General features: G+C 70.5%; 21 protein-coding genes and 1 pseudogene. 3 read left to right on the top strand and 19 right to left on the bottom strand.

Annotated features, from left to right (window positions below; translation table 11 throughout):
• Positions 1–104: 104 nt before the first annotated feature.
• Positions 105–2,060: pseudogene (locus ABZ374_RS09360) on the top strand (APC family permease); the annotation flags it as partial.
• A gap of 350 nt (positions 2,061–2,410) precedes the next feature.
• On the opposite strand, the gene zapE reads toward ABZ374_RS09360, so the two are convergent.
• From zapE to ABZ374_RS09345, 3 genes are all read right to left on the bottom strand, one after another.
• Positions 2,411–3,550, bottom strand: a complete 1,140-nt coding sequence (zapE, locus tag ABZ374_RS09355; RefSeq protein WP_360308620.1) for a cell division protein ZapE — start codon at positions 3,548–3,550, stop codon at positions 2,411–2,413.
• Positions 3,551–3,636: 86 nt separating this feature from the next.
• On the bottom strand, positions 3,637–3,909 hold the full coding sequence (locus ABZ374_RS09350) for a hypothetical protein (RefSeq protein WP_360308617.1): 273 nt from the start codon (positions 3,907–3,909) through the stop codon (positions 3,637–3,639).
• Between the two features lie 242 nt (positions 3,910–4,151).
• Positions 4,152–4,700, bottom strand: coding sequence for a Uma2 family endonuclease (locus ABZ374_RS09345; RefSeq protein WP_360308614.1), 549 nt, complete (start codon positions 4,698–4,700; stop codon positions 4,152–4,154).
• Between the two features lie 153 nt (positions 4,701–4,853).
• Here ABZ374_RS09345 and ABZ374_RS09340 point away from each other — a divergent pair, with 153 nt between their 5' ends.
• Positions 4,854–5,195, top strand: a complete 342-nt coding sequence (locus tag ABZ374_RS09340; RefSeq protein ID WP_360308611.1) for a VOC family protein — start codon at positions 4,854–4,856, stop codon at positions 5,193–5,195.
• Positions 5,196–5,298: 103 nt separating this feature from the next.
• Here ABZ374_RS09340 and ABZ374_RS09335 read toward each other — a convergent pair whose 3' ends face one another.
• Together ABZ374_RS09335 and ABZ374_RS09330 are read right to left on the bottom strand one after the other, a co-directional pair.
• Positions 5,299–5,781 carry a hypothetical protein gene (locus ABZ374_RS09335; RefSeq protein ID WP_360308608.1) on the bottom strand — a complete coding sequence of 161 codons (483 nt, stop codon included), beginning with the start codon at positions 5,779–5,781 and terminating at the stop codon, positions 5,299–5,301.
• Between the two features lie 124 nt (positions 5,782–5,905).
• Entirely contained in the window at positions 5,906–6,412 is a 507-nt protein-coding gene (locus tag ABZ374_RS09330) for a hypothetical protein (protein WP_360308605.1), read from the bottom strand.
• 197 nt (positions 6,413–6,609) lie between these two features.
• On the opposite strand from ABZ374_RS09330, the gene ABZ374_RS09325 reads away from it, so the two are divergent.
• Positions 6,610–7,152, top strand: coding sequence for a DUF6058 family natural product biosynthesis protein (locus ABZ374_RS09325; protein ID WP_360308602.1), 543 nt, complete (start codon positions 6,610–6,612; stop codon positions 7,150–7,152).
• Here the strand turns inward: ABZ374_RS09325 and ABZ374_RS09320 are convergent.
• The 14 genes from ABZ374_RS09320 to ABZ374_RS09255 form a co-directional block, all read right to left on the bottom strand.
• On the bottom strand, positions 7,139–7,861 hold the full coding sequence (locus ABZ374_RS09320) for a signal protein (RefSeq protein ID WP_360308599.1): 723 nt from the start codon (positions 7,859–7,861) through the stop codon (positions 7,139–7,141). The two genes, ABZ374_RS09325 and ABZ374_RS09320, sit on opposite strands and share 14 nt — an antisense overlap.
• Before the next feature lie 24 nt (positions 7,862–7,885).
• Positions 7,886–9,328: a S8 family serine peptidase gene (locus tag ABZ374_RS09315; RefSeq protein WP_360308596.1), complete on the bottom strand. Its 1,443-nt coding sequence runs from the start codon at positions 9,326–9,328 to the stop codon at positions 7,886–7,888.
• 95 nt (positions 9,329–9,423) lie between these two features.
• Complete coding sequence (locus ABZ374_RS09310) at positions 9,424–10,347, bottom strand: ABC transporter permease (protein WP_360308593.1); 924 nt, start codon at positions 10,345–10,347, stop codon at positions 9,424–9,426.
• On the bottom strand, positions 10,334–11,287 hold the full coding sequence (locus tag ABZ374_RS09305; RefSeq protein WP_360308590.1) for an ABC transporter ATP-binding protein: 954 nt from the start codon (positions 11,285–11,287) through the stop codon (positions 10,334–10,336). Before ABZ374_RS09305 ends, ABZ374_RS09310 begins: the two co-directional genes overlap by 14 nt.
• Positions 11,284–12,363 carry a DUF2092 domain-containing protein gene (locus ABZ374_RS09300; protein WP_360308587.1) on the bottom strand — a complete coding sequence of 360 codons (1,080 nt, stop codon included), beginning with the start codon at positions 12,361–12,363 and terminating at the stop codon, positions 11,284–11,286. The genes ABZ374_RS09305 and ABZ374_RS09300 overlap by 4 nt, the downstream gene beginning before the upstream one ends.
• 241 nt (positions 12,364–12,604) lie before the next feature.
• Positions 12,605–13,615, bottom strand: coding sequence for a polyprenyl synthetase family protein (locus ABZ374_RS09295; RefSeq protein WP_360308584.1), 1,011 nt, complete (start codon positions 13,613–13,615; stop codon positions 12,605–12,607).
• Between the two features lie 43 nt (positions 13,616–13,658).
• Complete coding sequence (gene nuoN, locus ABZ374_RS09290) at positions 13,659–15,245, bottom strand: NADH-quinone oxidoreductase subunit NuoN (RefSeq protein ID WP_360308581.1); 1,587 nt, start codon at positions 15,243–15,245, stop codon at positions 13,659–13,661.
• A gap of 2 nt (positions 15,246–15,247) precedes the next feature.
• Positions 15,248–16,885: an NADH-quinone oxidoreductase subunit M gene (locus ABZ374_RS09285; protein ID WP_360308578.1), complete on the bottom strand. Its 1,638-nt coding sequence runs from the start codon at positions 16,883–16,885 to the stop codon at positions 15,248–15,250.
• Between the two features lie 64 nt (positions 16,886–16,949).
• A complete protein-coding gene (gene nuoL, locus ABZ374_RS09280) occupies positions 16,950–18,848 on the bottom strand; it encodes an NADH-quinone oxidoreductase subunit L (protein WP_360308893.1) in 1,899 nt (632 codons plus the stop codon).
• A gap of 106 nt (positions 18,849–18,954) precedes the next feature.
• Entirely contained in the window at positions 18,955–19,254 is a 300-nt protein-coding gene (nuoK, locus tag ABZ374_RS09275; protein WP_020549317.1) for an NADH-quinone oxidoreductase subunit NuoK, read from the bottom strand.
• Entirely contained in the window at positions 19,251–20,255 is a 1,005-nt protein-coding gene (locus tag ABZ374_RS09270; RefSeq protein ID WP_360308575.1) for an NADH-quinone oxidoreductase subunit J, read from the bottom strand. Before ABZ374_RS09270 ends, nuoK begins: the two co-directional genes overlap by 4 nt.
• Positions 20,252–20,833, bottom strand: a complete 582-nt coding sequence (gene nuoI, locus ABZ374_RS09265; RefSeq protein WP_360308572.1) for an NADH-quinone oxidoreductase subunit NuoI — start codon at positions 20,831–20,833, stop codon at positions 20,252–20,254. The genes ABZ374_RS09270 and nuoI overlap by 4 nt, the downstream gene beginning before the upstream one ends.
• Before the next feature lie 4 nt (positions 20,834–20,837).
• Positions 20,838–22,166 carry an NADH-quinone oxidoreductase subunit NuoH gene (nuoH, locus tag ABZ374_RS09260; RefSeq protein WP_360308890.1) on the bottom strand — a complete coding sequence of 443 codons (1,329 nt, stop codon included), beginning with the start codon at positions 22,164–22,166 and terminating at the stop codon, positions 20,838–20,840.
• An 11-nt stretch (positions 22,167–22,177) separates the two neighbouring features.
• Positions 22,178–24,733, bottom strand: coding sequence for an NADH-quinone oxidoreductase subunit G (locus tag ABZ374_RS09255; RefSeq protein ID WP_360308569.1), 2,556 nt, complete (start codon positions 24,731–24,733; stop codon positions 22,178–22,180).
• Between the last annotated feature and the right edge of the window lies 1 nt (position 24,734).

Raw genomic sequence — 24,734 nt, 5'->3', positions numbered from 1 at the left:
TCACCGAGCGGGGCCCGCGGATCTTCCGCGGGCCCCGCTCGCGTACCGCCCCTGTTCGGCCGAGCGTGGGCATGTGCGGCACGACGCCCGGGCAGCCGAGGGGCATGCAGTCACCCACCGGCCCGCCCGCTCCGCTCAGCGTGGATGTCCGGATTCCCGAGACGGTCGGCTATCGCGTCAAGAAACGACTGCTCGGCCCGCCCCTGGTCAGCTCGCGACTGCGCGGCGAGAAGTTGTCCAACCCGACCGCGCTCGGCGTGCTCGCCTCGGACTGCATCTCGTCCTCGGCGTACGGCACCGAGCAGATGTTGCGCGCACTGGTGCCCTACATCGGCGTCGCCGCCTTCACCCTGGTGCTGCCGGTCACCTACACGATCCTCGCGGTGCTGCTGTTGCTGACGTTGTCCTACTGGGACGTGGTCGGCCTGTACACCAAGGCCGGCGGCTCCTACATCGTGGCTCGGGACAACTTCGGACCGCGCGTCGCGCAGGTCGCCTCGGTCGCGCTGCTGATCGACTACGTGGTCACCGTCGCGGTGCAGACGGCGGCCGGCACCGACGCCATCGCGTCGTTGCTGCATCTGGTGTGGGGTACCGACATCAGCGGCTGGAAGCCGGAGATCTGCGTCGGTGTGGTCGGGGTGCTGTTCTACGGCAACCTGCGCGGGGTCAAGGAGGCCGGGCGGGCGTTCGCGCTGCCGGCGTACCTGTTCATCGGCGCGATGGCGATGGTGTTCGCGGTCGCGCTGGTGCGCTGGGCGAGCGACGGCTCGCTGCCCCAGGCAAACGTACACGCGGCCGGCGCGGTGCCGCTGGGCACGTCGGGCAGCGGACTGCTCTACGGCGCGTCGCTGTTCGTGGTGCTGCGGGCCTTCGCCAACGGCGGGTCCTCGCTGACCGGCCTGGAGGCGCTCTCGAACAGCGTGTCCACCTTCCGCGAACCGCAGGGACGCAACGCGCGCAAGACGCTGGTGGCGATGTCGCTGGTGCTCGCGACGCTGGTGCTGGGCATCTCGCTGCTCGCGCGCGCCACGCACGCGATCCCCTATGTGGACGGCGATCCGACGGTGATCGCGCAGGAGGCGCACCTGGTGCTGGGCGGGGGCGTATTCGGGCGGGCCGGGCTGATCTTCGTGCAACTGGCCACCGCGCTGATCCTGTACACCGGCGCGAACACGCCGTTCAACGGCTTCCCGTTCCTGGCCGACTTCGTCGCCGAGGACGCGTTCCTGCCCAAGATGTTGCGCCGGCGCGGGCACCGGCTGGCCTTCTCGAACGGGATCATCCTGCTCGCGGTGCCCGCCGTCGCGCTGCTGCTGGTGACCCAGGCGAGTGTGGACTCGCTGGTCGCGCTGTACGCGATCGGCGTGTTCACCGGGTTCATGATGGCCGGTGCCGGGCTGACGAAGCATCACTGGACCCAGCGCACCGGGCAATGGCGGGCCGGGTGCGTGGTGAACGCGCTCGCGGCGGTGGTCTCGGCCGCGGTGGTGCTGATCTTCGCGATCACCAAGTTCACCGAGGGCGCGTGGCTGGTGGTGGTGCTGTTTCCACTGGGCGTGTGGGCGTTGATCGGGGTCAACCGGCGCTACCGGGAGGAGGCGGCGGCGCTGGCGGCGGCCCCGGCCACGGCGGACTTCGGGCTGCGGGACCGGTCGGTGGTGGTGGTGCTGGTCGACTCGCTCGACGTCGCGGTGCTCCAGGCGGTGCGCTACGCCCGCGCGCTGCGGGCCGACGATCTGCGGGCGGCGCACTTCGTGTTGGACAGTCGGCATGCCAAGAAGCTGCGCAAGCGCTGGGAGGCGAGCCGGGCCGCCGACATCCCGCTGGAGCTGATCGAGTGCCCGGACCGGCGGCTCGCCCGGGCGGTGTTGGAATTGGCCGCACGCGAGGTGGCGGACGGCGCGTCCGGGATCACCCTGCTGCTGCCTCGACACACCTATCCGCCGTTGATCGGCCGCCTGTTGCACGGCCGGACCAGCGATTCGATCGCGTCCGCGCTGACCCGGGTGCCGCATGCGATCGCCACCGTCGTGCCGTTCGACGTGGCCGCGGCGATGGCGCATCGACCGTCCGCGCCCCCGGAGGTGCCGCCGGCGAAGTGTGTGCCGCGGTTGTTGCCGGTGACGGACGCCGAACCGGAGCCGGTCCCCCGCGTGGTCGGGCCCGCCTCGGTCGCCCAGCTCAAGTGGCGGCAACGGGCCGAGGTGGTCGGCCGGGTGCGTTCGGTGTCCCCGTCGCCGGAGACCGCCCGGCCGGCCCTGGAGGTCGAGTTGTACGACCGCACCGGCGGCCTGCTGCTGCTCTTCCACGGGCGCCGGCAACTCGCCGGGGTGGAACCGGGCCGGCGGATGCGGGTCAGGGGGGTGGTCGGCGAGGCCGAGGGCCACCTGGCGATGTCCGACCCGAACTACGAACTGCTGCCGGAGGACGATTGAGCCGACGCCGAGCCGTTCTCGCGAGCGTCGGACCGGCCCACCCGGCGGAGCAGACCCAGGCGGCTGGCGGTGCGGGAGATGTCGGTCGGCAGGTCGTCGCCGGCGAGCACTTCGGCCAGGGGGCGGTCGCTGCACAGGAACAGCCGCACGTCGGCGTCGCAGCAGACGTCGATCAGATTCACGAAGCGTTGTCGGGCCTCGGCGCTCGCGGTCTTGAGCGGGGGCAGCGCGCCGATCACCCACGTCGGGTACGTCTCGGCGAGCACGAGGTAGTCCAGCGCCGAGGTCCGGCCCTCGCACAGCGCGGCGAACCCGCCCCACAACTCGCCCGGTCGGGCCGCCCGGACGGCCAGATCACGGCGGTTCACCCGCAGTATGCGTGCCTCGTCGGGGGTCGGCGGAACCAGGCCCTGTCCGCGCAGTTGCTCGGGGTCGCCGGGCCACAACACCGCGCCTTCGCCGAACTCGCCGGCCGCGGTGCCGACCCGGGTCAGGGACCGGTAGTCCTGCGGACCGGCCACGGTCACGGTGGTCATCCGCTCCTCGATCTCGCGGATCGTCGGCTCGAACAGGTGGTGGTGGAGCGGACTGGGCAGCAGGCCGGCGGGCGGATAGTTGGACGTACAGACCAGGACGACGCCGCGCGCGTGCAACTCCCGGAGCAGCCGGGTGACCAGCATCGCATCGCCCGGGTCGTGCACGTGGAACTCGTCGAAGCACAACAGGTCGACGTCGCCCACCAGTTCGGACAGGGCCGCGTCGACGGCGCTGTGCTCGTGGCCGTGGTCGTCGCGGTGCCGGTCGACCGCCTCGTGCAGGCGGCGGAAGAACGCGTGGAAGTGCACCCTGGTGCGCCGCTCGGCGGGCAGCGGTACGGCCGCGAAGAACGTGTCGAGCAGCCAGGTCTTGCCCCGACCCACCGGGCCCCACAGATACAGCCCCGCGACCGGGCGGCGGTGGAACAGGCCGTGTCCGCGACCCCGGCTCAGCGCGGCGCCGAGTTCGGCGAGCCGCTGGACGGCCTCGTGCTGGGCCGGATCGAGCACGTAGCCGCGGGTGGTCGCGGCCTCGTGAAAGTGGTTTCGCATCGTCTCGACCGTCGTTCGCCCCATGATCGAGATCCTAGTGAGCGCTTGTTCGAGCACCTCGCCGCACCGGCGGCCACTCGACAGCGGTGTTTCGCGGTTGCGTGATCACTTCAATCCGGCGACGAGTCGTCGGCCCGGACGGGTATCGCGTGGTATTCGACCTCGACATAGAACTGCCCGTTGGGCCGCTGCAACCGCCGCACGGTCCGATGTCCCGTCGCCCCGAGTTCGCGCAGCGCCTTCTGCACCCGATACTGCCCCTCCGGCATCACATCGGCCACGTCCTTGCCGGTGAATCTGATCCCCTCCGGCACCGCCAACATGCACGCGAGCACCCGCCGGGCAAGCGGACTCAGGCCACTGTCCGAGGCATCATCCGACACGGGATCACATCCCCACGATTCAGTCGACGTGAAGTCGCTCGGACAGGGCGAGGAACACCTGCAGCGGATCCGGCATCGCATCGTCGTCGGTTTCCACACCCGGTGTGTACACGGCATCGACGGACATCACACCCGCTCCTCCCCTCCCCACGGCAACACCCTCAGCCTAGTTTCGGGTCCCACGGCACAGTAACCTCCCGATTCCGGTTCACCCGATCGGGCAGCGGTGGTCTTCCTCCTGCTCAGTCGACCAGGTCGGCGGTGTCGATGGTCAGGGCGAACGGGGCCGGGAGGGCAAGCTTTTTGCCGAAGGCGACCTCGTTGCGGCCGGCGTACGCGTCCCGCTCCGGATCGGAGAACAGGATCACCTTGCCGTTCTGGCGATCCACCAGGAGGTAGAAGGGGATGCCGGCGAGGGCGTAGACGCGGTACTTCTTCATTCGATCGCGGGTCGGGTCGGAGGAGGTCACCTCGACCACGAGCAGCACATCGTCCGGCGGCATCCACGAAGGCGCGTGGCGCAGTCCGCCGCGCGCCACGTGGGTCGCGTCCGGGACGACGAAGTCCCCGCCGGGCAATGCGAGTCCCTTGTTGCCGGAAGCACTCAACGCGATTGCCGAACCCAACATCTGCAAACGCAATTGATCGACGATCTTCTCGTGGTCTCCATCCGGCGGTGGTGCCACGTTGATGTTCCCGTCGATGAACTCCACACGATCGTTGGTCAGCCGCTCGGACAGCGCGAAGAACTCGGCCAGTAGCGGCGACGTCGGCTCCTCATCGGTTTCCACACGATGGGGATACACCGATCCGGCGGTCATCACACCCGGCCCTCCTCTCCCCGAGGCAACGGCATCAGCCTAGTTTTGCCGTCGATGCCGTAGTGGCACTCGCGGCCCGGTTCACCCGATCGGGCAGCGGTGGGGTCTTCTAGGCTTTCGGGTATGCGTGTCGAGTTGCATCAGATCGTGGTGGACGCCCGGGAGCCGGGGTTGTTGGTCCGGTTCTGGGCCGGGCTGTTGGGTGGGGAGCCGGTGGATCGGGCGCGGGGGTGGTCGCACGTCGAACCGCCCGGCTCGGCGCGGATGGCGTTCCAGCCGGTGCCCGAGGACAAGGCCGGGAAGAACCGGTTGCACCTGGACCTGAGGGTGGCCGATCTGGACGCGGCGGTGGCGCTGGCGATCTCGCTCGGGGCGAGTGCGCGGGGGCCCGCGGTCACCGACGAGCAGGGATCGTTCCGGGTGATGCTCGATCCGGAGGGCAACGAGTTCTGCTTCGTCGCCTGAGACGACGTACGGGTCGGCTCGAACGGGGAGTCGGCGGGACACAGTCGCCGTTCCCCGCGAGCCGACCCGTCGGTCGTCGCGGTCGCCGTCCGGGCGCCGCCGGTCAGGCCGCCGTCGCCACCGCTTCCCGGGCGAGCACACGCGGCGTGGCCTTCGGGCCGGTCGGGCTCTTCTTCGCGAAGATCACCAGTCGCATGAAGGCGAACCGGCCGATGCCGGCCAGGCCGGAGGCGGAGAGGTAGACCGCCTGCCGCACCAGCACGCCGGCCTGCGGCTGGATCGCCTGCAGGGTCAGCATCGCGGCCGTGGTGAACAGGTAGCAGACCAGTACCGTCAGCGCCGCCTTGACGTGGTCGCTCGTGCCGGGCTTGTCCCGGCCGAAGGTGAATCGGCTGTGCAACTCGGTCGCGATCAGCGTCGAGCCGACGGTCACCAGCGCGTTGGCCGCGGCGAACGGCAGGTGGCCGCAGAGCAGGATCAGGGTCACGCTGCTCGCGAGGCCGACACCGCCGCCGAAGACGACGAAGCGGACGAAGGAGCCGATCACTTGGGGGGTCTTGGCGGTGGTGCTGCTCGTGGTGTCCATGTCGTAGAGCATCCGCCGCACCGCCGGCAACTCCCGCACAGCGCGCTGACCACCGCCACACCCCGCTGTCAGCGCCCACCCCGACGCCCGCCGAGCTGTCAGCGCACGCCCGTGACCTGGGCGTTCACTCGAAGTTCCAATCCGCCGGCAGCTCGGCCGCACAACACGCGCACACGAAGTCGCCCTCCTTGACCACGTTGCGTTCCCCGCAATCCGGACACCGCCGGAAGACGAACTCGTGGGTGAACCCCTCGGGGCCGGCCACCCCGATCCGGGCGAGCGCCGCCGCGACCGCCGGCCACGAGCGCGGCTCCGGGCAGTAGCCGGTCGACTGGTTGCCGATCTCGACCACCGCCCACCCTCCGTCCTCGATCGCGAACGCCACCTCGCCCGCGGCGAGCACCCGCTCGCCGGCCGCGCAGGCGACATGCTCACCGCGCCGCGGCGCGAGCCGCAACACCCCGTCGAGTCCGACCACATACGTGAAGGGCTCGTCGTGTTCCTGCGCCTGGACCCAGGCCGCGAAGTCCGCCGCCGAGCGCATCGGCCGGCCCTCGGTGTCGGCCCGCACGGCCTCGGCTCGGATGTCCGCCGGTCCGACATACCCGTAGTCGCGCAGGGGAGCAGTCATCCCACCACCTTGGCAGGCCGGCCCCCGGTAGCACGCGGATCGTTCGGCGGGCGCCGAAAAATCGGCGGACTAGCTTCCGAGGAGTGGGTGTTCGTGGACGAAGTGGAGGCGGGGCGATGGTGGGGCCAGGCGATCGGCGATCGGCGGCTGCGCGGGCCGTGGCCGTGCGGTTTCGGGAGGTCAACGGGGATCACCCGATGACGGCGGCGGACGACGCGTACGTGGATCGGCAGTTCGTCGAGTTGGGCGCGCTGTGCCGCAGACTCGGACGTGCTCCGGACGAGGTGCGCGAGCTGATGCTCGCCCGGCTGCTGCCGTTGCCCGGGTATCTGCGCTCGGACGGCGCCGAGATGGTGCCCGCCGACCTGTTCGCCCTCGCCGACGCGGCCGGCGGCACGGATCGGCTGCGGGCCTGGTTCCTCCGGCACTGGGACGATCCGGCCGAGGGCGAGGAGGAGTGGCACGCCTACCTCAGCGGCCAATACGTCTGCCTGCACGCGGTGTCGCCGACCACCATCCGCCGCAAGGGCGACCTGGTCGCCGCGATCGACGCCGCCCTGGCCGCGGCCGACCGGGACTCCCCGACGTCGACCGCGACCCTGGCTGCGCTGGTCGACGAACTCGACCTATTGGAGCCGGAGTTCACCGCCTACGACCGACTACGCTTCGGTGGCCCGGTCTCCCGTGACACGCACGTCACCGCCCTGCGCGCCCACCGACCGCCGGTCAGCGCGCCGTGACGTTCAGGGTGTAGTCCACCACGGTGGTCACCGTGCCCGCGGAGCCGCGGACGGCGAGCGTGTGGGTGCCCTCGCCGAGCGGGGCCAACTGCACCCACAGGCCGCACGCGTAGGTGTTCACCTCCTCGGCGTTGCCGGTGACCGCATTGCCCTCGACCCCGGTGAAGCGGATCGGCGCGGCGTCGAACCGGTCCGGCCGGATCTGCTTGCCGTCCAACTCGACCGAGCCCTTGGCGTCGGCCATGAACCGCGCACACTCCGCCTGGGTGCCCTTCAGGTTCACCACCGGGAACGCGACGGGTGCCCGGGTGACCATCCGGCAACGCCGGATCGCCGGGCCCTCGGAGCTGCCCGCGAGGTACCACGCGGTGGTCGCCTGGTTGCGGTCGCACTGCTCGCCGTTGCGATCGGCGAGCGGATTCGTGCCGCTCGTGCTCTTGGCCGCCCAGGCCCACCAACGTGCCTGGAGGTCGGGCAGGTTCGGCCGATTCGGGTTGTTCGGGTCGACGGCGATGATCGGCGTGGCGGACGCGGCTTCCGTCGCCTCGGCGGGGGCGGCAGGGGCGGCGGACCCGGCCGACGGCGGTGCGGCCGAGGGCGGCGTGCTTTTCGGGCCGGCCGGGTTCGACGACGAGGACTTGTCCGAGGTACATGCGGTGATCAGCGTGAGCGCGCCGACCAGCAGGGCCAACGAGCGTGCGATTTTCATGGGCCGGAGTATGACCGACGGGCCTCACCCGCGCCCGGCCGGTCCGCTCGACGACCGCACCGCCCGCAACGCGTTCACCAGACCGTGGCCGTGAAACGAGTCGACGTCGCCCGCCGGGACGCACGGCGCCACGCACTCCGGCCTGCCCGCCGTCGCGTACAACCGGGCGGTGATCGCGGCCGGCCCCCACGTCGGATGCATCGAGGCGATCAGCGCGGCCACCCCGGTCACCGCCGGCGCCGCCATCGACGTGCCCTGCTTCCGCGCCCAGCCGCCGTCGCCCGACGTGGACAACACCCCCTCGCCACCCGCCGCGCCATCGCCACCGGGCCCGGCCAGATCCAGCACACCCAGGCCCGTGTTCGAATAGCCGGCCCGTAGTCCGTTCGCACCCACCGCGGCGACCGTGATCACCCCCGGAAGCTCGGCGGGCAACTGGCGGCACTCGTCGTTCACCGGCCTCGGTCGCGCCGGCCGGGTGGCCGCGTCGTTCGGGCTGCGCGGATCCACCGTCTTGTGCGCGAGGTCGTAGGCGTCGTTGCCCGCCGCCGCGATCGACAACACGCCCCGGTCCGCCGCGTACGCCGCCGCCCGACGCACCGCCTCGTGGATCACCGCCTGGTCCTCGTCGTCCGGACACAGCAGCCACCACGGGTCGTTGTAGTAGCTGTGGTTGGCGATCCGCAGCCCCTGATCCGCGTGCTCGGCCAACCAGACGAATCCGCACACGCTCGCCTCGCCGTGGAACAGCGCGTCCGCGTCGCCCAGCCGCAGCGCCGCGATCCGCACCCCCGGCGCCACCCCCAGCACCCCGTGCCCGTCGCGCGCCGCCGCGATGGTGCCGGCCACGTGGGTGCCGTGATCCGAGCGCGGCGCCCGCCACGCCGCGTCCGCCCGGATCGGCCGACCCGTCGAGCAGTCCGCGGACAGTTCGGCGGCGAAGTTCGGCGCCAGGTCCGGATGCCGGTCGTCCACGCCCGCATCGGCCACCGCGACCACCACGTCCGCGCTGCCCTCGGTGATCCGTTGCGCCTCGTACGCGTGCACCATCGCCAGATTCCACTGCGCCGCCTCGGCCGGATCCGCAACGGCCCCTCCGGACCCCACCGCCGGCAGCCCGGCCGCCCCCACCCGCTCCGGCGCCCGCCCGCGCGCGCGCCCCCGCAACGGCACCGTGCGCGTGGCCCCCACCCGCGCCACCCCGGGCCGCCCCCGCACCGCCGCCGCGAACCCCGGCCCACCGTGTGCCACCACCACGCCGACCGGCCCGTACGCGTACACCACCACGCCGCCGGCCCGCCGCACCGCCGACTCGGCGAGCACCGTCTGCGCCGTCCCGACCGAGGGGGTCAACACCAGGTACGAATAGAGCTCCGCCGGCGCGGCGTCGGTCGATGCCGCCCTCGCGGGCACCGACCCGAACAACGCGGCCGCAGCCACCGACACCATCGCGATCGCCGCGCGCATCCTCATATCGGCGTACATGCACACCGGGCCCCCGAGGCAACCGGACATTCACCCGGACGAGTCGCCGGCCGCGACCGCGGCCGGCCCCGTCCCGCTCACGTGGTGATGTCGCGCTCGGTCATCCGCGCCCAGGCCGCCGCACCGAAGATCGCCGTATAGGCCGCCTGGATGCCGAGGTTGCGGACGATCTCGTCGGTCGGGATCGGATTGCGCAACAGGTCGCCGAAGCTCATCCAGCCGTCGGTGAACAACCACGGATGGATCGCCGACAACTGCGGGATGCCGGTCAGGATCGCGGTCACGATCACCACGCCGACCGTGGTCGCCATCGCCGCCACCGGCACCGTGGTCAGCGTCGACACGAACAGCCCGATCGCCGCGAGGCCCACCAGCGAGGCCGCCACACACAGCGCGATCAACACCGCCCGCCAGGACGCCTCGCCCATCGAGATGGTGTCGCCGGTCAACAGCGGCACATCGCCCATCGGAAACAGCGCCGCGCCCACCACCAACGCGGACAGCGCCACCGTGAGCGTCGCGGCCAGGCAGAACGCCAACACCCCGGCGAACTTCACCGACAACAACCGGGTCCGCCCGGCCGGCGCGACCAGCAGATAGCGCAGCGTCCCGGCGTGCGCCTCGCCCGCGATCGAGTCGCCCGCCACCACGCCGACCGTCATCGGCAGGAAGAACGGCAGCGCGGCGGCCAGCGACGCGAAGACCAGGAACAGCCCGTTGCCGGTGACCTGGTTCACGAAGTCCACCGTCCCGCCACCGTTGCCGCCCGAGGAGCCGCCGTCGTGGAAGTAGCGCAGCGCGACCCCGAGCATGACCGGTACGAAGGCCAGGAAGCCCAACATCGCGGCCGTGCGCGGACGCAGGAAGACCAACCGCAGCTCGCTGCGCATCAACCCGTGCAGCCTCGGCAACCGCTCGGACCCGAACGCCTCGGTGCCCGCCGCGTACCGGAACGCGGGCGACAGGACACCCGTCTTGGGCAGTGCGTCAGTCGGTGACATCGAAGCCTTCTCCGGTCAGGGCGACGAACGCGTCCTCCAGGGACGGTCGCGCCAGAGTGAACGAACGCACCCGCACGTCGGCGCGGACCAGCGCCGCGCAGACCTCGTCCGGCTCCAACGGCGCCGGGTCGGCCTCGACACCGTCGCGGGTGGTGACGATGTCGGTCGCGCCGAGCCTGTCCAGCACCACGACCGCCGCCTCCGCGTCGGGAGTCGTGACGACCAACCGGGCCCGGGTGCCGGCGCGCAGGGATTCCACCGTGCCCTGGGTGATCAGCTTGCCGTGGCTCATCACCGCGACATCCGTGCACACCTGCTCGATCTCGTCCAGCAGGTGCGAGGACAGGAACACCGTCGTGCCGTCCGCGGCCAAGCCCCGGATCAGCGTCCGGATCTCGCGCATGCCCTGCGGGTCCAGGCCGTTGGTCGGCTCGTCGAGCACCAGCAGGTCGCGCGGACGCAGCAGCGCGGACGCGATGCCCAGCCGCTGCTTCATGCCCAGCGAGTAGGCCCGCGCCTTGCGCCCGGCCACCGCCGTCAGGCCGACCTTGGCCAGTGCCTCGTCCACCCGGGCGTCGCGGGTGCGCGGGTCCGAGGTGGGGTCGGCGGCGTCCAGTCGGTCCAGGTTCTGTCGCCCCGTCAGGAAGCCGTAGTGGGCCGGGCCTTCGATCAGCGCGCCGACCCTGGGCAACACCTGCCCGACGGCCCCGGGCATGGGGCCGTCGAGCAGGGTGACCGAACCGCTGCTCGGCCGGATCAGGCCGAGCAACATCCGGATGGTCGTGGTCTTCCCGGAACCGTTGGGCCCGAGGAACCCGAAGACGGAACCGGCCGGCACGATCAGGTCGAGTCCGTCCACGGCGAGCCGGTCCCGGCCGTAGCGCTTGGACAGCCCCTCGGTACGGATCGCGGCGGTACCGACCGCCGTGGACGCGGTCATCGCTGTGCCGCGATCCGCTGCAGCGTGTCCGCGTCGACCGCGCCGGCGAAGACCCGGCCCGAGTCGGTGCGCAACACGTTCAGCAGGCGGGTGTCGATCAACGTCCCGCCCGGAACCGGCTTGCCCAGCTTGCCCATCAGCCGGGCGGCTTCCTTGGCGTCGCCGCCCGCGGGCAGCTCGACCACGGTCGACCAGCCCTCGCCCAGCAGCCCCGGCTCGACGTGCCCCCCGGTCGGCGCCGCGGACTTGCCGGGTGCGTCCGGCGTGTCCGGCAGCGCCGGCCGCACCTCGTTCGGCTTGACCTCCTCGACCCGGGCGCCGGCCGGCGGCTTGAAGTCGAAGGTGCCGGCCGCGGGCTTGTCGTACGAGACCTGCTCGAAGCCGATGTCGATCGCGGGCTTGCCGCCCTTGACGGAGTCCACGGTCACCCGCAGCGGCACCCCGGTCTTCGCGTCCACGAACACCGTCGCGGCGGCGATCAGACTGCCCTGGCTCCTGGGCGCGAAGCGCAGCTTGTACACGTCGTGCCCGGCGACCCGACCGGTCCCCTCGACCCGGACGTCGGTGGTCGGGCCGACCAGGTCGAGCAGTTGCCGGGCCGCGTCCTGCGGCGTGGTCGGCACCAGCGACGCGACGTCGGAGCGGCCCCCGTCGAAGGTGCCGTGCGTCACCGCGTGCGTGCGGCTGTCGTAGGTCCACACGTCGCGGCCGTTGTGGATGACGTTGTACTCGGCCAGATCGGACATCAGACCGATCCGCTGCCGGTCCGGGCCGTCCAGGGCCACCTGGAGCTTGTTGGTGCCGGACAACAGCGCCTGCGGGCCGTTGCCGCCGGCCTTGCCGGGCAGCGTGGGCAGGCCCAGGTCGCTGTCGATGCGGACGGTGCCGGTGAGCGCGTCGGTCCGGGCTGCGGCGACCTCGGCGACGAGTTGCTCGGCGGTCCGGTCCGGTAGTCCCGGATGCGAGTCGTCGGCGAACGCGCTCGGGCCGAACGTCACGGCACCGACGGTCGCGGCGGCGATCGCGGCCGGTACCGCGAAGCGCCACGGAACGGATCGGCGGGTGGTGCGAGTCATGGAGATTGCCCCCTGATTCGATGTCGAATGCGACACCACAAGGGGATCATCGGCACCGGGCCATCGGCGTCGGCCGTACGTCACTGCAAAACGTCACCCTCAAGACGTGCGGGACCCTCGGGCACAGGACTTGATGGTGACATGGCACCCCACGCGCTACTCCCGGGGGAGCAGCCGCCGAGCACTCCCTGGGCAGACCGCGGCCCGCCCGCGTGATCCACGGGCGGGCCGGCGGGACGAACTACGCGCTGCGCTCGACGACCAGCTCGCACAGCGACGACAGGGCCCGCTTGGCGCTGCATTCGGGCAGCGGCGCCAGCACCTCGCGCGCCGCCTCGGCATAACGCCGGGTGTCCTCACGGGCCTTCGCGAGCGCCGGGTGGGCACGCAACAGCCCGAGGGCCTCCGCGTGCTCGGCGTCGTCGGTGATCGGTCCGTCCAGCAGCGCGAGCAGGTGCCGATCGGCCGCCGGCGACGAACCGGTCACCCCCGCCCGCAGGTGCAGCACCGGCAGCGTCGGCACTCCCTCGCGCAGGTCGGTGCCCGGGGTCTTGCCCGACTCGGTCGCCTCGCTGGCGATGTCGAGCACGTCGTCCGCGAGTTGGAACGCGACGCCGAACCGCTCGCCGTACCGGGTCAGGATGTCCACCACGTGCTCGTCCGCGCCCGCGAACATCGCACCGAACTGGCCCGACGCCGCGATCAGCGAGCCGGTCTTGTCCGCCATCACCGACAGGTAGTGCTCGACCGGGTCGTCGCCCGGGCGCGGACCGACCGTCTCGCGAATCTGGCCGGTCACCAGCCGGGCGAACGCCCGCGCCTGGATCCGCACCGCCTCGTTGCCCAGGTCGGCGACGATCTCCGAGGCCCGGGCGAACAGGAAGTCGCCGGTCAGGATCGCGACCGAGTTGTCCCAGCGGGAGTTGGCGCTGGGCGCGCCGCGCCGCAGCAGTGCCTCGTCCATCACGTCGTCGTGGTACAGCGTGGCCAGGTGGGTCAGTTCGCACACCACCGCCGCCGGCACCACGCCCGGCGCCTGCCAGTCGCCGAATTGGGCGGCCAGCAGCACCAGCAGCGGCCGGAACCGCTTGCCGCCCGCCTCGACCAGGTGCCGCGAGGTCTGCGTCAGGTAGGGGAACTCGCTCTTGGTGGCCGCCAGGAGCTCCTGCTCCACGGCGGCCATCCCCGCCCTGATCTCGGCATCGAGAGTCTCGTCCGTGACGCTCAGCCCGAAGGGCCCCACGATCGCCATGACGGTTCTCTCCTGTCGATCACGCAGAGTCTCTGCGTCTTGCCTAATGGACGAACAAGGCTGCCTTGTCCGCGAGGTCCAGTACGGGCTGCGGGAGGATGCCAAGGACCACGGTAACGGCTACCCCCAGCGCGATGGCAGCGGTGGTCATCACGCTCGGTACGACAACGGTCGGACCGTCGACCTTGGGCTCCGAGAAGAACATCAACACGATCACCCGTACGTAGAAGAACGCGGCAACCGCGCTGCACAGCACACCGACCACCACCAGGCTGCCCGCACCACCGCGCGCCGCCGCCTGGAAGACCGCGAACTTTCCGGCGAAACCGCTGGTCAGCGGGATGCCGGCGAAGGCGAGCAGGAACAGTGCGAACACTCCTGCGACCAGCGGGGAACGCCTGCCCAGCCCCGCCCAATGGGACAGGTGGGTCGCCTCGCCGCGCGCGTCGCGCACCAGAGTGACGACCGCGAATGCACCCAGAGTGACGAACCCATAGGCCACAAGGTAGAACATCGTGGACGACACGCCCGCGTCGTTCATCGCGATCATTCCGGTCAGGATGAAACCCGCGTGGGCGATCGAGGAGTAGGCCAGCAGTCGCTTCACGTCCGTCTGGGTGATCGCGATGATCGCGCCGGCGACCATGGTCGCGATCGCGACGCCGATCATCACCGGCCGCCAGTCCCAGCGCATGCCCGGCAGCGCGACGTAGAAGAAGCGCATCATCGCGCCGAACGCGGCCACCTTGGTGGCCGCCGCCATGAACCCGGTGATCGGGGTCGGCGCGCCCTGGTACACGTCCGGCGTCCAGGAGTGGAACGGCACCGCGCCGACCTTGAACAGCAGGCCGACCGCCACCATCGCGAGCCCGATCAGCAGCAGCGCGTCGTTGTCCATCGCGCCGGCCGAGGCCACCCCGATCTTGTCCAGCGAGACGCTGCCCGAGTAGCCGTAGAGCATGGCCACGCCGAACAGGAAGAACGCCGAGGAGAACGCGCCGAGCAGGAAGTACTTGAGCGCGGCCTCCTGGGAGAGCAGCCGGTTGCGCCGGGCCAGCCCGCACAGCAGGTAGAGCGGCAGGGACAACACCTCGAGCGCGACGAACATCATCAACAGGTCGTTCGCCGCCGGGAAGAGCAGCATGCCCACCAGCGAGAACATGGTCAGCGGGTAGACCTCGGTCTGCGTCCAGCCCGCCGCCGTCGCGTCCTTCTCCTGCTGACTGCCCGGCGCCGCCGCGGCCTGCGGGGCGAACGCGTCGCCGCCGGCCGGCTCCAGCCTGCGCTCGCCGATCAGCAGCACCGACGCGATGCCGATCAGCAGCAGCGTGCCCTGCAGGAACAACGACGGGCCGTCCACGGCGACCGCGCCCATCGCGGTGATGCTGCCCCGGTGGTCGTCCGGCAGGTCGCGGGCGAGCCAGACGACCGCGCCGAACGCGCCGATCATGCCGACCAGGGCCACCGTGAGCTGCGCGCGGTAGCGGGCCGGCCGAGGCAGGAACGCCTCGATCAGCACGCCCACCACCGCGACGCCGGCGATGATCAGGATCGGCGAGAGCTTGCCGTATTCGATGGTGGGCGCGTCCACCTTCGTCACGGCGAGCGTTGCCGTTGCGGCGGTGCTCATGCTCACTTGGAGCCTCCAGTGGTGTGCGCCTCGGTGCCCGCGGCCTGTTCGATGGGCTTGGTGGGCGCCGGGTCCTTCTGCTCCACCCGGCTGAGCGTGTGGTCCACGGCCGGGTTCACCGCGTCGAGCACCGGCTTCGGGTAGACGCCGAGCACGAGCAGGAACGCGATCAGCGGTACCACGACCGCCAGTTCGCGCGGCACCAGGTCGCGGAGCTTCTCATTGCCCGGCCGCAGTGGGCCGGTCATCGTGCGTTGGTACAGCACCAGCACGTACAGGGCGGCGAGCACGATGCCGGTGGTGGCGAAGATCGCCGCCACCTTGTACTTCGCGAACGCGCCCACCAACACCAGGAACTCGCTCACGAACGGGGCGAGTCCGGGCATCGAGAGGGTCGCGAGTCCGGCCACCAGGAACGTACCCGCGAGAATCGGGGCGACCTTTTGCACGCCACCGAAGTCGGCGATCGTCTTGCTGCCGCGGCGGGTGATCAGGAAGCCCGCGATCAGCAGCAGGGCCGCGGTGGAGAACCCGTGGTTGACCATGTACAACGTGGCGCCCGACTGACCCTGACTGGTCATCACGAAGATGCCCAGGATGATGAAGCCGAAGTGCGAGATGGACGTGTACGCGATCAGCCGCTTGATGTCGGTCTGACCGACCGCGAGCAGCGCGCCGTAGATGATCCCGATCACCGCGAGGGTGATCACCGCCGGGGCGAAGTACTTCGAGGCGTCGGGGAAGATCTCCAGGCAGAACCGCAACATCGCGAACGTGCCGACCTTGTCCACCATCGCGGTGACCAGCACCGCGATGCCGGGCGTGGCCTCGGTCATGGTGTCCGGCAGCCAGGTGTGGAACGGCCAGAGCGGCGCCTTGACCGCGAACGCGAACATGAAGCCCAGGAACAGCGCCTTCTCCGCGGTCGGGTCGATGTCCAGTTGGCCGGTGGCCACGGCCTGCGAGATCTTCACGAAGTCGAAGGTGCCGTGCCCGTCGATGCCGATGCCCTGGTTGGCGGTGGCCACGTACAGACCGACCACGGCGGCCAGCATGACCAGGCCGCCGAGCAGGTTGTAGAGCAGGAACTTGACCGCCGCGTAGGAGCGTTGCGGGCCGCCGAAGCCACCGATCAGGAAGTACATCGGGATCAGCATGGCTTCGAAGAAGACGTAGAACATGAACACGTCGGTGGCCGCGAAGGACACCACGACCATCGCCTCGACCAGCAACATCAGCGCGAAGAACGCGTGCGTGCTACGCGGCGCGGCCTTGCCGGTGCCGGCCGATCCGTCGGCGTTCACCGGCGCCGTGTCCGCGTCGTGCCACGAGGCCAGGATCAGCAGCGGCATCAGCACCGCGGTGAGCAGGATCAGCACCAGGCCGATCCCGTCCACGCCCAGCGACCAGCGCACGCCGAACGAGGAGATCCAGCTGTAGCTTTCGGTGACCTGGAACCGGTCGCCGTCGTTGTCGAATCTGGTCGCCACCACGATCGCGACGGCGAGGGTGAGCAGGCTGAACAACAACGCCACGTTCTTGGCGAGCTTGCGCTTGCCGGCCGGCACGGCGGCGACGCACAGCCCGCCGACGAACGGCAGCGCCGCGAGCGTCGTCAGCCAGGGAAAGTGGCCGTTCATCGAAGTCCCTCCGCCAAGGCGCCTACGGGGTGGGCGAGCTGGGGTCGTGTCCGGATGGTCATGTTCAGGCCATCCGAGCCATCAGCGTGCAGGCCACGACCAGCAGCGTGCCGCCGAACATGGACAGCGCGTACGAACGCACGAACCCGGTCTGCACCTTGCGCACGCGCGCCGAGGTGCCGCCGATGAACGCCGCGAGTCCGCCCACGAATCCGTCCACGCCGCGGTTGTCGAACCACACGAGCAGGCGGGTCAGGTACTGGCCGGGCCGCATCACCAGGCCCTCGTTGACCGCGTCCTGGTACAGGTCCCGCCGCGCCGCGACGGTGACCAGGCTCGCGGCCGGCGCCACCGCAGGCACGTCCCGACGGGCGTACTGCAGGTAGGCCACCGCCGAGCCGAGCGCGACCATCGAGAGCGCCATGCCGGTGACCGCCCACTCGCTCATCGGCAGATCGCCGTGCGAGAAGCCGGTGACGGGCGTCAGCCATTTGACAAACGAATCGTTGAGCACGAACAACCCGCCCGCGAACACCGATCCGAACGCGAGCAGGATCATCGGACCGGTCATCGAGGTCGGCGACTCGTGCGGGTGCGGCTCGTGCCAGTCGGCCGGCGCGCCCGCCGGCGCCTCCTTCCAACGTTCCTTGCCGAAGAAGGTCATCAACATCACGCGCGTCATGTAATACGCGGTGAGGCCGGCCGCCAGCAGGGTGACCGCGCCCAGGATCCAACCCGAGGTGCCGCCCTTGGCGAACGCCGCCTCGATGATCTTGTCCTTGGAGAAGAACCCGGACAGCAGCGGGAAGCCGATGATCGCCAGGTAGCCCAGGCCGAACGTGACGAAGGTGATCGGCATGTACTTGCGCAGGCCGCCGTAGCGGCGCATGTCGACCTCGTCGTTCATGCCGTGCATGACCGAACCCGCGCCCAGGAACAGCCCGGCCTTGAAGAAGCCGTGCGTGACCAGGTGCATGATCGCGAACGCGTAGCCGATCGGACCCAGGCCCGCGGCCAGGATCATGTAGCCGATCTGGCTCATCGTGGAGGCGGCCAGCGCCTTCTTGATGTCGTCCTTGGCGCAACCCACGATCGCCCCGAACAGCACGGTGATCGCACCGACGATGGTGACCGCGAGTTGGGCGTCCGGTGAGGCGTTGAAGATCTCTGCGGACCGGGTGATCAGGTACACGCCGGCGGTGACCATGGTTGCCGCGTGGATCAGCGCGGAGACCGGGGTCGGACCCTCCATCGCGTCGCCGAGCCACGCCTGGAGCGGGAATTGCGCCGACTTGCCGCACGCGGCGAGCAGCAACATCAAGCCGATCGCGGTCATCGTGCCGTCGCTCGCACTCGCACTGCCGCCGAGCACGTCGGCGAAGTCGAAGGAGCCGAACGTGGTGAACATCAGGAAGATCGCCACGGCCAGACCGAAGTCGCCGACGCGGTTCATGATGAACGCCTTCTTGGCGGCGGTCGCGGCGCTGGGCTTGTGCTGCCAGAAACCGATCAGCAGGTAGGAGGCGAGCCCCACACCCTCCCAACCGGCGTACAGCAGAAGGTAGTTGTTCGCCAGCACCAGCAGCAGCATCGCGCCGACGAACAGGTTCAGGTAGCCGAAGAAGCGCCGACGGTTCTCGTCGTGCGCCATGTAGCCGATCGAGTAGATGTGGATCAGCGAGCCCACACCGGTGATCAGCAACACGAAGACGATGGACAACTGGTCCAGGTGCAGACCGATGTCGGCCTGGAACTCGTTGACCGGCGCCCAGGTCCACAGGTGCTGGTCGACCGAGCGGTCCGCGTCGTCCTTGCCGAGCATGGTCACGAACAGGACCACGCCGACCACGAACGACCCGAGGGCCATCGCGGTGCCGAGGATGTGGCCGAAGGCGTTGGTGCGCTTGCCACCGACGAGCAACAGCAGCGCGCCCAGCAGCGGCAGGCCGACGACCAGCCACATCGCCGAATAGGCGCCGGTTGCCGCGACGGAGTGCAGCCCGCCGCCGCCCTCGTTGGCGAGCATGACGCCGGAGGCCAGGGAGGAGGTTTCGATCACCGGTTCCGACCTACCACTTCATGAGGCTGGCGTCGTCGACCGAGGCCGACCGGCGGCTGCGGAAGATGGCGATGATGATGGACAGTCCGACCACGACCTCGCACGCGGCGACGACCATCGTGAAGAACGCGATGATCTGGCCGTCGAGGTTGTCGTGCATGCGGCCGAACGTGACGAACGCGAGGTTGCACGCGTTCAGCATCAGTTCGACGCACATGAACACGACGATCGCGTTGCGCCGGAGCAGGACCCCGGCCGCGCCGATGGTGAACAACAGCGCGGACAGGTACAGGTAGTTCACCGGGTTCACGGGCGCCCCTCCTTGGAGCCTGCGCCGGCGGCAACCTCGTTGCCCGAGCCGTCGCCCGCCGAAGAGTCGGCGTCGTCGTGTTCCTGCCGGGCGGTGGGCACCGGTGCGGACGAGCGAGCGTCCGACTCGTCCGGCCACGCCTCGTCGTCGGCGTCGCTACCGGCGCTCTCCAGTTCGGCGACGCTGTGCACCGCCTCGGCGCTGACGTCGCGGATCTGGCCGCGGGCGCGCAGGGTGCCGTTGATCGACAGTTGCGAGATGCTGCCGTCCGGCAGCAGCGCGGGCACGTCCACGGCGTTGTGCCGGGCGTACACCCCGGGCGTGGGCAGCGGCGTGACCTGCTTGTTCTCGCGCACCCGCTGCTCGGACAACTCGCGCTGGGTCTTGCGCGCCACCAGGCGTTCGCGGTGCGCGAGCACCATCGCGCCGACCGCCGCGGTGATCAGCAGTGCGCTGGTCATCTCGAAGGCCCAGATGTACTTGGTGAAGATCTGGTGTGCCAGACCCTGCACGTTGCCCTGGGACGCCGCGGCCAGCGCCTCGTCGTTCGTCTCCGCCGGGTAGACCGGGCGGTTGCCCGGCGCCTTGGTGGCGAGCGCGGTGAAGTGTGTGATCGACGCGTTGGCGATGCCCGCCACGAGCAGGATGCCGAAGCCCAGGCCCAGCCCGACCGCGGCGATCCGCTGGCCCTTCAGCGTCTCCTTGAGCGAGTCCACCGAGGTGACGCCGACCAGCATCAGCACGAACAGGAACAACATCATGATCGCGCCGGTGTAGACCACGATCTGCACGATGCCCAGGAACACCGCGCCCTGGGCCAGGTAGAAGATCGCCAGGCACATCATCGTGGTCACCAGCGCGAGCGCGCTGTGCACCGCCTTCTTCATGAAGACGGTGGCCAGGGCACCGATCAGCGCGACGACCGCGAGCACCCAGAACTGCAGCGCCTCACCGGTGGAGGTCTTGGTGACCTCGGCCGCGAAGTCGATTCCGGGACTCATCGGCCCGCCTCCGTCCGCTGCTTGTGCTCCTCGGCCGACTCCCGGGGCTCCTGGGTCACCGTGCCGGGCGCGGCCGCGGTGACCTTGCCCAGGTAGTAGTCGGTGTCGGTGGTGCCCGGGTACATCTCGTGCGGCGCCGGGACCATGCCCTCGTACAGCGGTGCGAGGAGCTGTTCCTTGGTGAAGATCAGGCTCGCCCGGCTGGTGTCGGCGAGCTCGAACTCGTTGGTCATGGTCAGCGCCCGGGTCGGGCACGCCTCGATGCACAGGCCGCAGAAAATGCAGCGCAGGTAGTTGATCTGGTAGTTGCGGCCGTACCGCTCACCGGGCGAGAAACGCTCCTCGTCGGTGTTGTCGGCACCCTCCACGAAGATCGCGTCGGCGGGACACGCCCACGCGCACAGTTCGCAGCCGATGCACTTCTCCAGCCCGTCGGCGTACCGGTTGAGCTGGTGCCGGCCGTGGAATCGCGGTGCGGTGACCTTCTTCTCGTACGGGTAGTACTCGGTGTTCGCCTTCTTGAACATCGTCGCGAAGGTGACACCGAACCCCGCGACCGGTCCGAGGAACTTGGGCACGGGTCTATGCCTCTCCTTCAGTGCGGTCGGCCGGGGGCTCCGCCGCGGCCGGCGCACCGACCGGCTCGGGTTTGCGCACGTTGCGGCGCGGCACCGGCGGAAGTTGTTGTCCCGGCATCGGCGGTACGGGGAACCCGCCCGCCATCGGGTCGAACGGTTCGGGTCCGGCCGCCTTCGCGTCCGCCTCCTCGTCCCGGTCGGGGGTGATCGCGTCCCACAGGATCGACAGCAGGAGCAGGGCGACCACGCCGCCCGCGACCCACAACACGATCCGGGACTGCTCGTAGCCCTCGTTCTTGAGCGCACGCACGGTGGCCACCAGCATCAGCCACACCAACGAGAGCGGGATCAGCACCTTCCAGCCGATCTTCATGAACTGGTCGTAGCGGAACCGCGGCAGCGTGCCGCGCAGCCAGATGAACACGAAGATGAAGGCCTGGACCTTGAGGAAGTACCAGAGGAAGGGCCACCAACCGGAGTTGGCGCCGTCCCAGACCGCGGTGATCGGCCACGGCGCGAGGTAGCCGCCGAGGAACAGGGTGGTCGCCAGCGAGCTGACCACCACCATGTTCACGTACTCGGCGAGGAAGAACAGCGCGAACTTCAGTGACGAGTACTCGGTGTGGAATCCGCCGACCAGCTCGCCCTCGGCCTCGGGAAGGTCGAACGGCGCCCGGTTGGTCTCACCGATCATCGCGACGACGTAGATGATGAACGAGACCGGCAGCAGCACCGCGTACCAGGTGTCCTGCTGGGCGGCGACGATCTCCGAGGTGGACATCGAGCCGGCGTAGAGGAACACCGCCGCGAACGACAGGCCCATCGCGATCTCGTAGGAGATCATCTGCGCCGAGCTGCGCAGCCCGCCGAGCAGCGGGTAGGTCGAGCCGGAGGACCAGCCCGCGAGCACGATGCCGTAGATGCCCACGGACGCGACCGCGAGGATGTAGAGGACCGCGACCGGCAGGTCGGTCAGTTGCAGATTGGTGCGGTGCCCGAACATCGAGACCTCGGGCCCGAAGGGGATCACCGCGAACGCCATGAACGCCGGGACCATCGCCACGATCGGGGCGATGATGTAGACGGCCTTGTCGGCGCCCTTGACGGTGATGTCCTCCTTGAGCGCGAGCTTCACGCCGTCCGCGAGGGACTGGAGCAGGCCCTGTGGGCCGGTGTACTTGGGCCCGATGCGCATCTGCATCCAGGCCACGACCTTGCGTTCCCACCAGATCGCGAACAGCGTCATGACGACGCAGAACGCGAAGATGAGCACCGCCTTGAGCAGGATCAGCCACCAGACGTCGGTACCGAACCCGACCGCGGCGAGCTGCATGCCGCTGTCCGTCACCGCTCCTCCTCATGAACGTGTGCGGTCCGACCGTTGCGGCCGGTTCCGTTGGGGGGACCTTCGGCGTTGGCCAGGTCCACGACCGCCGGCCGAATCCGAACCAGTTCGCCGGCGCCGACGCCCAGTGCGCGACGCACCGAGGAGCCGGGCGAGTTCGCGGGCAGGAAGACCACCCGCTCGGTCATGTCGGTGATGCGCAGCGGCAACGTGATCTCCCCGTGCAACGAGGTCACGGTGACGCCGCTCCCGTCCTCGGCGCCGATCTCGGCGGCCGTGGAGGCACAGAGCCGGACCACCGGCGTGCGCCGGGTGCCCGCCAGATGGGGTTCGCCGTCCTGGCCCCGGCCCTCGTCCAGGAGCAGCCGCCAGGTGGCCAGTACGGCTTCGCCCGCGCCGGGGCGCGGGAGTTCGCGGGCGGTGCCCTCGGGGGCCGGTCCCCGGTCGCCGCCCCACCGGCCGAGCCGGCGCAGTTCGCGGCGGGCGGCGGTGAGCGAGGGCAGGTCGATCGGGGTGCCCTCGCACTGCTCGGCCATCGCCTCGGCGATCGCGTCGAGCACGCGCAGGTCGGACATCACCGCGGCCAGGTCGCCGGTGAGCTGGTCCTTCTTCAGCACGGTGGCGAACGGGCGCTCGCGGCCCTCCCAGTCGACGAAGGTGCCGGGCTTCTCGGCGGGTGCGGCGACCGGGAAGACCACGTCGGCGCGTTCGGTGACCGCGCTGTGCCGCAGCTCCAGGCTGACCACGAAGCGGGCCGCGTCCAGCGCGGCGATCGCGCCGGCCGGGTCGGGCAGGTCGTCCACCTCGACACCGCCGACCACCAGGGCCCCCAGGCGTTGTTCGCGGACCGCGGTGAGCATCGAGGTGGTGTCCAGGCCGTAGCCGCCGGGCAGGTCGGCGACCGCCCAGGCGGCGGCCGTCTCGGCTCGGGCCGCCGGGTCGCCGACCGGTCGCCCGCCGGGAAGCAGGTTGTACAGCGCGCCCGCGTCCAGCGCGCCGCGCTCGCCGGCCCGGCGCGGGATCCAGGCGAGTCGGGCGCCGGTGGCCGCGGCCAGCGCGGTGACCTCGGCCAATGCGCCGGGCACGCCCGCCAGGCGCTCGCCGACGAGCACGATGGTGCCCGGGGTGCGCAGCAGTTCGGCGGCGGCGCGCGGGAGTTCGCCCTCGACCGCCGGGTCGCCGAGCGCACAGAGCCACTCGGTCTCGGTGCCGGGGGCCGCCCGCAACAGCGTGCCCTTCATCCGGACCAGGCCGGCCGAGGCGAACGGCGCGATGCCGTAGACCTTCAGGCCCTTGCGGGCGGCCTTGCGCAGCCGCAGGAACACGATCGGCGATTCGTCCTCGGGCTCGAACCCGACCAGGAGTACGCCGGGGGCCTTCTCCAGGTCGGCGTAGGTCACCCCGAGCCCGCTGCCGGCCACCCGGGCGGCGAGGAAGTCGGCCTCCTCGGCCGAGTGTTCGCGGGCCCGGAAGTCGATGTCGTTGCTGTCCAGCGCGACTCGGGCGAACTTGCCGTACGCGTAGGCGTCCTCCAGCGTGGCCCGCCCGCCGACCAGGACGCCGGCCGAGCCGCGTGCGGCGGCGAGCCCGCGCGCGGCCACACTCAGCGCCTCGGACCAGGACGCGGGAACCAGTTCGCCGCTCTCCTCGTCCCGGATCAGTGGGGAGGTGAGCCGGTCCTGTCGGGTGGCGTAGCGGAACGCGAAGCGGCCCTTGTCGCAGTTCCATTCCTCGTTGACCTCGGGCTCGTCGCCGGCGAGCCGGCGCAGCACCTTGCCCCGTCGGTGGTCGGCGCGCAGCGAGCACCCGGACGCGCAGTGCTCGCACGTGGTCGGGGAGGACACCAGGTCGAACGGCCGGGCGCGGAAGCGGTACGCGGCCGAGGTGAGGGCGCCGACCGGGCAGATCTGGATGGTGTTGCCGGAGAAGTAGGACTCGAAGGGCTGCTTCTCGTAGATCCCGACCTGTTGCAGTGCGCCGCGTTCGATCAGCGCGATGAACGGGTCGCCCGCGACCTGTTCGGAGAAGCGGGTGCAGCGTGCGCACAACACGCAGCGCTCGCGGTCCAGCAGCACTTCGGAGGAGATCCGCAGCGGCTTGGGGAAGGTCCGCTTGACCTCGGCGAAACGCGAGGCGGAACGACCCGCGCCCATCGCCTGGTTCTGCAGCGGGCACTCGCCGCCCTTGTCGCAGACGGGGCAGTCCAGGGGGTGGTTGATCAGCAGCAGCTCCATCACCCCGTCCTGCGACTTCTTCGCGACGGGCGAGGTGAGTTGGGTGCGCACCACCATGCCGTCGGTGACGGTGGTGGTGCACGAGGCGAGCGGTTTGCGCTGGCCCTCGACGTCGACCAGGCACTGCCGGCACGCGCCGACCGGGTCGAGCAGCGGGTGGTCGCAGAACCGGGGGATCTGGATGCCGATCAGCTCGGCCGCCCGGATCACCAGGGTGCCCTTGGGCACGGAGACGTCGATCCCGTCCACCGAGATGGTGACGAGGTCCTCCGGCTTGGGTGCCGGCGGCCCACCCGCTGGGGTGTTGGTCGTGACGGTCATG

Source organism: Embleya sp. NPDC005971, assembly GCF_040629175.1.
Taxonomy (GTDB): Bacteria; Actinomycetota; Actinomycetes; order Streptomycetales; family Streptomycetaceae; genus Embleya.
Note: the sequence above shows the minus strand (reverse complement) of the source record. Positions and strands in the feature narration are given on the sequence as shown.